The organism is Citrobacter sp. S55_ASV_140, from assembly GCF_018919505.1.
In the GTDB taxonomy this organism is placed as follows: domain Bacteria; phylum Pseudomonadota; class Gammaproteobacteria; order Enterobacterales; family Enterobacteriaceae; genus Citrobacter; species Citrobacter werkmanii.
Genome location: NZ_JAHLQZ010000195.1, coordinates 1 through 7,083, shown reverse-complemented (window position 1 = coordinate 7,083; position 7,083 = coordinate 1). Strand labels below are relative to the sequence as shown.

6 protein-coding genes and 1 pseudogene are annotated in these 7,083 nt (G+C 50.3%); 3 read left to right on the top strand and 4 right to left on the bottom strand.

Annotation, left to right across the window (positions count from 1 at the left end):
• Positions 1 to 768 precede the first annotated feature (768 nt).
• Both alaA and yfbR read left to right on the top strand, forming a co-directional pair.
• Positions 769 to 1,986, top strand: a complete 1,218-nt coding sequence (gene alaA / locus KQJ18_RS19940) for an alanine transaminase AlaA (RefSeq protein WP_005129483.1) — start codon at positions 769 to 771, stop codon at positions 1,984 to 1,986.
• Between the two features lie 97 nt (positions 1,987 to 2,083).
• Complete coding sequence (gene yfbR / locus KQJ18_RS19935; RefSeq protein ID WP_042307093.1) at positions 2,084 to 2,683, top strand: 5'-deoxynucleotidase; 600 nt, start codon at positions 2,084 to 2,086, stop codon at positions 2,681 to 2,683.
• A 48-nt stretch (positions 2,684 to 2,731) separates the two neighbouring features.
• On the opposite strand, the gene KQJ18_RS19930 is transcribed toward yfbR, so the two are convergent.
• From KQJ18_RS19930 to yfbV, 4 genes are all read right to left on the bottom strand, one after another.
• Complete coding sequence (locus tag KQJ18_RS19930; protein ID WP_038642308.1) at positions 2,732 to 4,564, bottom strand: SLC13 family permease; 1,833 nt, start codon at positions 4,562 to 4,564, stop codon at positions 2,732 to 2,734.
• A 77-nt stretch (positions 4,565 to 4,641) separates the two neighbouring features.
• Complete coding sequence (locus KQJ18_RS19925) at positions 4,642 to 5,319, bottom strand: sugar phosphatase (protein WP_216422563.1); 678 nt, start codon at positions 5,317 to 5,319, stop codon at positions 4,642 to 4,644.
• The gene (locus KQJ18_RS19920) at positions 5,312 to 5,806 is read right to left on the bottom strand and encodes a YfbU family protein (protein ID WP_038642310.1); all 495 of its coding nucleotides are present in this window, start codon (positions 5,804 to 5,806) and stop codon (positions 5,312 to 5,314) included. Before KQJ18_RS19920 ends, KQJ18_RS19925 begins: the two co-directional genes overlap by 8 nt.
• Before the next feature lie 83 nt (positions 5,807 to 5,889).
• Positions 5,890 to 6,345 carry a terminus macrodomain insulation protein YfbV gene (yfbV, locus tag KQJ18_RS19915; RefSeq protein ID WP_016153842.1) on the bottom strand — a complete coding sequence of 152 codons (456 nt, stop codon included), beginning with the start codon at positions 6,343 to 6,345 and terminating at the stop codon, positions 5,890 to 5,892.
• Between the two features lie 339 nt (positions 6,346 to 6,684).
• Here yfbV and ackA point away from each other — a divergent pair.
• Positions 6,685 to 7,083, top strand: a pseudogene (gene ackA, locus KQJ18_RS19910) (acetate kinase); the annotation flags it as partial.

The window sequence follows — 7,083 nt, the reverse complement described above, 5'->3', positions numbered from 1 at the left end:
TATATAATAACCGTGACACTCATCGGAATATAGCAACGAGAAAGGGCCATATTTTTAGCTGCTGGATGATTCTGACTAATGGAAAACATGTAAATTTTGTAAATTTAAAAAAAACTTAACGAACAATAATTTACACATTAAAAACTAACTTTTCAGTACGTTAGGAACAACCAACAAACATTTGAATTATCGTAAAATTCGTACTACGCACCATTTCATGAGACTTATCTTAACCTAAAACCACTATATTTATAAGTGTTATCGCGAATAATTCGAGTCTACCTGAGGTTATGTCTGACCTGCGGTTTTCGTATTATTAGGCCATTCAATTTAATGCGATTTAAATATTAAATAATAATTAATTAAGAATCCTTCAATTCATTAATTATACTTAACAATGAATTCACACCGTACCACGCACGGATCAGGCCGATAACAGCCCTCGCAGATAAAACCTCAGTATTTTCGAATGACGTCGTACCGCTTATGTGTCGGCGATCTTTTGCTTTACAGAGTTAAGTTTTTTTGACCAGACAAACCACCACACCCAAACCAACACTACAAAACATATCACCAATATAATACAATTACCCAGATTATTATTTCATGATAATTGCGTTATTTAGTTATTAACAGTTAATTATAACTTCATGGATTTTCAAAATCTTCTACTAAAGACCCTTCAAAACTTACCGTCGTGGGAGTACATTGTGCTGGGCTGACTTCCACGGCAGGGAGTGGCATTCACAGCTAAAAAGGTCAACGTTCATGTCCCCCATTGAAAAATCCAGCAAATTAGAAAACGTCTGTTATGACATTCGCGGCCCGGTTCTGAAGGAAGCAAAGCGCCTGGAAGAAGAAGGCAATAAAGTTCTGAAACTTAACATCGGCAACCCGGCGCCATTCGGGTTTGAAGCGCCAGACGAAATTCTGGTTGATGTGATCCGCAATTTGCCAACAGCGCAAGGATATTGCGACTCCAAAGGTCTTTATTCAGCCCGTAAAGCGATCATGCAGCATTACCAGGCCCGCGGGATGCGCGATGTGACCGTGGAAGATATCTATATCGGTAACGGCGTTTCCGAATTGATTGTGCAGGCCATGCAGGCATTGCTGAACAGTGGGGACGAAATGCTCGTTCCGGCACCTGATTATCCACTGTGGACGGCAGCGGTATCGCTCTCCGGCGGTAACGCCGTGCATTACCTGTGTGACGAATCATCTGACTGGTTCCCGGACCTTGACGACATTCGCGCCAAAATTACCCCGCGTACGCGTGGGATCGTCATCATTAACCCCAACAACCCAACCGGCGCTGTGTATTCCAAAGAGCTGCTGATGGAGATTGTTGAAATTGCTCGCCAGAACAACCTCATCATTTTTGCGGATGAGATTTACGACAAAATTCTCTACGATGATGCTGAACACCACTCGATCGCCGCGATGGCGCCGGACCTGCTGACTATTACCTTCAACGGCCTGTCAAAAACCTATCGCGTTGCCGGTTTCCGTCAGGGCTGGATGGTGCTGAACGGGCCGAAGAAACATGCCAAGGGGTACATCGAAGGTCTTGAGATGCTGGCCTCTATGCGCTTATGTGCTAACGTTCCGGCGCAACATGCGATTCAGACCGCGCTGGGCGGATACCAGAGCATCAGTGAATTTATCATGCCTGGCGGGCGCCTGTATGAACAACGCAACCGCGCCTGGGAGTTACTCAATGATATTCCCGGCGTCTCCTGCGTGAAACCGCGCGGCGCGCTGTATATGTTCCCGAAAATCGACGCTAAACGCTTCAACATTCATGACGACCAGAAAATGGTGCTCGACTTCCTGTTGCAGGAAAAAGTGCTGCTGGTTCAGGGGACCGCGTTCAACTGGCCGTGGCCGGATCATTTCCGCATCGTCACGCTCCCGCGCATTGACGATATCGAAATGTCGCTGAGTAAATTTGAGCGCTTCCTGTCAGGGTATCACCAGTTGTAATAAAACACGGGCTGTTGGATCAGTATGACGAGTATTTGCATCTGACAGCCTTCTCTGCGCACAATGACTCTTAGGTTGCCATCATATAAGGGTCGTTATGAAGCAGAGCCATTTTTTTGCCCACCTCTCCCGCCTGAAGCTCATTAACCGCTGGCCGCTGATGCGCAACGTGCGCACCGAAAATGTGTCAGAGCATAGTTTGCAAGTTGCCATGGTCGCTCATGCGCTGGCGGCGATCAAAAACCGTAAATTTGGTGGTCAGCTTAATGCAGAGCGTATTGCCCTGTTGGCAATGTACCATGATGCTTCAGAGGTGCTGACCGGTGACCTCCCTACCCCGGTAAAATACTTCAACTCACAAATCGCCCAGGAATATAAAGCGATAGAGAAAATTGCCCAGCAAAAGCTGGTCGATATGGTGCCCGACGAGCTGCGCGATATTTTTGCTCCGCTGATTGATGAACATGCTTACAGCGAAGAAGAGAAATCTATTGTCAAACAGGCCGATGCGCTGTGCGCTTATCTGAAGTGTCTGGAAGAGCTTTCGGCGGGCAATAATGAGTTCTTGTTGGCGAAAACGCGGCTGGAAAAAACGCTGGAGTCGCGGCGCAGCGAAGAGATGGACTATTTTATGGAGGTGTTTGTCCCGAGTTTTCACCTCTCATTAGATGAGATCAGCCAGGATTCACCGCTTTAAACGATGTTGCCGGATGGCGACGTCAACGTCTTATCCGGCACATAAAAATCAAAACGGGAACAGCATCGGGATCATCACCACGCACACCGCCATCACGATCACCGTAAACGGCACGCCAATTTTCACGAAATCGCTAAAGCTGTAGTTACCCGGCCCCAGCACCAGCGTGTTCACCGGCGAAGAGACCGGTGTCATAAAGGCTGCGGATGCTGCCATTGCAATCACCATTGCAAAAGGATACGGCGAAACCCCCATCGACTTTGCCGCCGCCAGGGCAATTGGCGCCATGAGTACCGCCGTCGCAGTATTTGAGATAAATAACCCGATGCTCGCGCACAGGACGAACAGGCAACCCAACATCATGTACGGGCCATACCCGCCGCCGACGTCCATCAGTCCTTTTACTACCAGATCGACACCGCCGGTTTTTTGTAGCGCCAGTGCAAAGGGCATCATCCCGACGATCAAAATAATGCTCGGCCAGTGAATCGCTTTATAGGCGCTTTCGGCATCGATACAGCGGAATTTCCCCATCAGCAGGCAGGCGATAATTGCGGCAACCGTATTAGGAATTTCATCGGTAAGCATCAGGGCCACCATCAGCACCAGGCAGAAAATGGCATGCGGCGCCTGACTGTGCGCCGGGGAGGCTTCACTGACCTCAGCTGGCATGTTCAACACCACGAAGTCGCGCCCTTTTTGTCCCAGCAGTGTGATGAGCTTCCAGTTACCCACCACCAGAATGATATCCCCCATCAGCAACGGTTCATCCACCACCGCGCCTGCCAGCGCCGTACCATCGCGTTTCAGGCCGACCACATTCAGACCGTAACGCGTACGAAAGGCTATCTCCCGTACCGTTTTGCCAATCAGTTCCGATTCAGGGATCAGTGAGATCTCGGCCATTCCCACATCAAGCGCCTGCTCGGAGAAATATTCCCCGCGCAGCACCATTGGCTCCAGCAGTTGCTCACTGCAAAATTCTCGCAGATCGACATCCGCTGCAGACATATCAATCAGCAGCACGTCACGGGCGCGAAACTCAGAAACCCCGTTAACATCAACAATCACGCGACGAAAGCGCCGCCAGCGCTCCACGCCAATCACGTTTGCTCCGTAACGCTCACGCAGTTTCAGGTCGTCCAGACGCTGGCCAATCATCGGTGAGCCAGGGCGAATCGCCAGACGGCGGGCACGCCCCGTGAGGCGATACTCTTTGATTAAATCGCGAAAAGTCCGGCGTTTCCAACCGTCTCCCGGCTGCCCGGAGTCTTCACCCTTCAGCATAAAGCGCATCAGCAGCATATAAATTATGCCAAGCACCAGAACCACCAGCCCCAGTGGAGTGACGCTAAAAAAGCTGAAGCCGTTAAGTCCTTCGCGTAACAATTCACTGTTGACGACCAGGTTTGGCGGTGTCGCCACCAGCGTCATCATACCGCTTATCAATCCGGCAAAGCTCAGCGGCATCATCAGGCGCGAGGGAGAAATTTGCATGCGCATGGAAACGCTTAAGACAACCGGTATAAAGATAGCAACCACGCCGGTCGAACTCATAAACGCACCGAGCCCGGCCACGGTTATCATCAGCAACACCAGCATTTTGACTTCACTGCTGCCGGCGACCTTCACCAGCCAGGCCCCCATCACCGTCGCCACCCCGGTACGCACCAGACCGTCGCCGATAATAAATAAAGCCGCGATCAAAATAACGTTAGGATCGCTGAACCCGGAAAAAGCTTCTGTGATGCTCAATGTTCCACTCAGAACAAAGGCAATAATGACCAGCAAAGCGATCGCGTCCATACGCACTCTGCCAGTTGCAAACAAGACGACGGCAATCGCCAGCAATGAGAGAACCCATATCAATTCACCGTTCACAACATATCCTTGTTAAATGAGAGGGATGGAGCGATTCTGCCATAAAAAAGCCCCAACAATCAGGGGCTAAATCATGATCAGGTATTTCTTACAACGACCACATTTCCGTTGGGCTGCTTGGTCACAGAAATATGTTCCAGACTGGTCAGCGAAAAATCGACCTCATCCAGACGCGGCGTGTCCGCTGGCGCATTTACCGCTATTACATGGCACCCTGCAGCCAGTCCCGAGAGCACCCCTGCGGGCGCATCCTCGACTACCGCGCATTCCTGTGGCGCCAGGCCCAGTAGCTGAGCGCCTAACAGATAGGCGTCTGGCTCTGGCTTACCTCTTTTTACCCGTTCGGCAGTGACAAACACTTCAGGAGCAGGAAGTCCTGCGACACGATGACGCGCCCGTGCGACCGGCATTGAACCGGAAGTCACAATCGCCCATGGAATGCCCGCTTTGTTGAGATGGTTGAGCAAGTCAGCCGCCCCTGGCAGCGCGGTGATCCCCGCGGTTTCCGTCGCTTCGATCTGCTCCAGGCGGGTGAACTCCGCAGCGATCTCCGCCTCGGACTTGCCCACCATAAAGTGTCGCAGGGAGGTAATGGCCTGCTTACCATGAATAAAGCCGAGCACCTCGGCGTGATCGAGGCCAAAACGATCGGCCCAGTTGCACCACGCGCGCTCAACTGCGGGTAAGGAATCGACCAGCGTTCCATCCAGATCAAACAGAAAACCTTTGCACTGCACGCTCGCCCCCTCAGGCATTAATGATTTGGTTAATTTCATTCGCGCTCAGGTGATACTGACGTGGGCAAGAGTGCCAGACATTCAGCATACGCTGATATTTTTCCCACATCGGGGTCTGGGCGTTGAAGCCATGCGTACCCGCATCAAAATGGGTATAACGCCCTTCCACATTGACCATAAACCGTACATACCCGAGGAAACGGGCTTCCGTTGCAGCGTCAAAGCCGAGGAAGGTCACGCGGCGCTCATCAATAGACTGCGCGTCTTTTAGATTAGTCCAGGACACATGTAATGCGTGATACATCTCCATAATATCGATAACCGTACGACAGGTTTCTTCCGTCAGCTCACCAAATTCACGATCCAGCTCGCGCATCTGCAAGCCGTAACCGCGTTCAATAATCGTCTGCAAACGACGATAACGCTCGGCGTTAGTGGGATCGAGCATAGTCATCATTTTGTACTGGTTAGACAAAATCAGACGTTGAGCGTTGGTCATTTCCATTTGGGACTCCTGTATCACTACTACTACGATGAAAAAAAAGAAGGCATCTTGTGCCTTCTTTTATATGCGTAATCAGGGGTCAATTACAAATCATCAAGGAAAGTTTTATCCAGTTGTTTGAAGGCGCGCTTAAGCGTGTCAGCCAGCGCCTGATAATCAGGCTTTCCTTCTACCGGAGTGAGCGCCTGCCCGGCCTCTTGCAATTTACCCCGAACTTCGTAGAACCAGTTGAGTATTGAAGGCGGCAGCGGCGTAACAGAACGCTTACCCAGCCACCACATGCCCTGCATCGGCAGACTGAGCGCAAACAGCGCCGTCGCCACGGCGGGTCCCAACTGCCCGCCTAAAGCAATTTGCCAGCATAAGGTGAAAACAGCGATGGGCGGCATAAAACGGATTGCGTAACGCGTCATACGGATGACGCGGTTCTCAACAAATACGGGCGCGAGGCGCTTTTCCATTGGCCACGTCTTCGCATAGTGCTGCCCCCGGCGAAACAAACTAAAAAAATTGACGGAACGATTATCCGGTGTCGACATGGCGGTTACCTCAACTTCACATATAAAAATTAAAAAATTTGTGCAAAACAACAACTATAAAGGACATCGTTCAAAACATTTTGTCTTTGATACCCACATTCAGGTATCCTGTGCCGGCCTGTAAGGCCTTTAGTCCAAAATCATTGAGTCGTCAAATTGGCATACAGTATGCCACTGGCTGAAAAATACGCAAAATGACATAGACTCAAAGGTATTTATTCCATCGTGCCCAAAAAGACTCTGGCGCATGATGTTAATCATAAACGTCGGTGTCATCATGCGCTACGCTCTATGACTCCCTGACGTTTTTTTAGCCACGTATCATAAATAGGTACTTCCATGTCGAGTAAGTTAGTACTGGTTCTGAACTGCGGTAGCTCCTCACTGAAATTTGCCATCATCGATGCAGTAAACGGTGAAGAATACCTCTCTGGTTTAGCCGAATGTTTCCATCTCCCAGAAGCACGCATCAAGTGGAAAATGGACGGCGGTAAACAAGAAGCGGCTTTAGGTGCAGGCGCCGCTCACAGTGAAGCGCTGAACTTTATCGTTAACACTATTCTGGCACAAAAACCAGAATTGTCTGCGCAATTGACCGCTATCGGTCACCGTATCGTACACGGCGGCGAGAAGTATACCAGCTCTGTGGTTATCGATGATTCCGTTATCCAGGGCATCAAAGATTCTGCCTCTTTCGCACCGCTGCATAACCCGGCTCACCTGATCGGTATCGCAGAA